This window comes from Micromonospora sp. ATLC16 (genome assembly GCF_057196645.1).
Window position 1 is genome coordinate 1 of record NZ_JBXUOW010000160.1, and the last position, 1276, is coordinate 1276.

At 68.9% G+C, this 1276-nt stretch carries 2 protein-coding genes; both read left to right on the forward strand.

Going from position 1 to position 1276, the window contains the following annotated elements:
• A partial coding sequence (locus AC2CHE_RS26840) for an IS701 family transposase (RefSeq protein WP_484507607.1) occupies positions 1 to 723 on the forward strand: 723 nt, incomplete at its 5' end.
• Positions 695 to 1138 (forward strand): hypothetical protein, encoded by a 444-nt coding sequence (locus AC2CHE_RS26845; RefSeq protein ID WP_484507608.1) that lies wholly within the window; start codon positions 695 to 697, stop codon positions 1136 to 1138. The genes AC2CHE_RS26840 and AC2CHE_RS26845, both read left to right, overlap by 29 nt.
• The last annotated feature ends 138 nt before the right edge of the window (positions 1139 to 1276 follow it).

The following is a 1276-nucleotide window of genomic DNA, read 5'->3' on the forward strand; positions in this document are numbered from 1 at the left end:
CGGCCGGATGCGATGCAGCGGTTGTTGTACCGGGCGGTGTGGGACGCCGACGCCGTCCGTGATGACCTGCGGCAGTTGATCGCCGGCCGGTTCGGCGCCCCGGACGCGGTCTTGGTCGTCGACGACACCGGTGACCTGAAGAAGGGCGTGCACACGGTTGGGGTGCAGCGCCAGTACACCGGCACCGCGGGGCGGATCGAGAACAGCCAGGTCGGGGTATTCCTCGGCTACGCCGGCGTCGATGGGCACACGTTGATCGACCGGCGGGTGTATCTGCCGGCCTCGTGGACCGACGACCGGGACCGCTGCCAAGCCGCCGGCGTGCCCGACGAGGTCGAGTTCGCCACCAAGCCGGAGCTGGCCGCCGAGATGATCACCGCGGCCCTCGACGCCGGAGTGCCGGCCGGGTGGGCCGCCGCGGACGAGGCTTACGGCAACAGCGCCGCCTTCCGCGCTGGACTGCGCGAACACCAGCTGGGCTACGTCTTGGCGGTGTCCCGCAGCCACCTGGTGCCGATCGACGGCGGCAAGACCCGCATCCGCGCCGACCGGATCGCCGCTGACCTGCCCGCCTCGGCGTGGCAGCGGCGCAGTGCCGGCGCCGGGTCGAAAGGGCCGCGTTTCTACGACTGGGCCTGGCTCGATGACGTGTGCACCGACGCCGACCCCCGACGACGGAGGCCGACACAGCATCTTGATCAGAAAGAACACCACCACCGGTGAGCTGGCCTTCTACCGCTGCTGGGCCCCGCAACCGGCCACCCTCGCCCAGCTCGTGCGGGTCGCCGGGATCCGCTGGACCGTCGAAGAAGCCTTCCAGGCCGCCAAGGGCCAGGTCGGCCTGGACCAGCACCAGGTCCGCCGCTGGGACTCCTGGCACCGCTTCACCACCCTCGCCCTGGCAGCCCTCGCCGTCCTGACGATCTGCGCCGCCGACGCCACCCACGACGAGCCCACCGTCACCGGACTGATCACACTCACCGTCAACGAGATCCGCCGTCTGATCAACACCTGCATCATCCGCCCGATCAGCGACCTCACCCACCGTTTGCACTGGTCAGGCTGGCGGCGACAGCATCAAGCCCGAGCCCGACGAGCCCACTACACACGCCGCCTCAGCCTCGAACTTCAACCATGATCCCGAACGGCGGCTGCCGTACTAGCACCAACGCCGTTCAGTTAGGCGTGGGCGTGGCTGGTCAAGGGGTGTGTTGATCAGGGAATGAGAGGCGGGGTTCCGGTATCAAGGTGTGTCACTCCAAGACAACCTGAACCA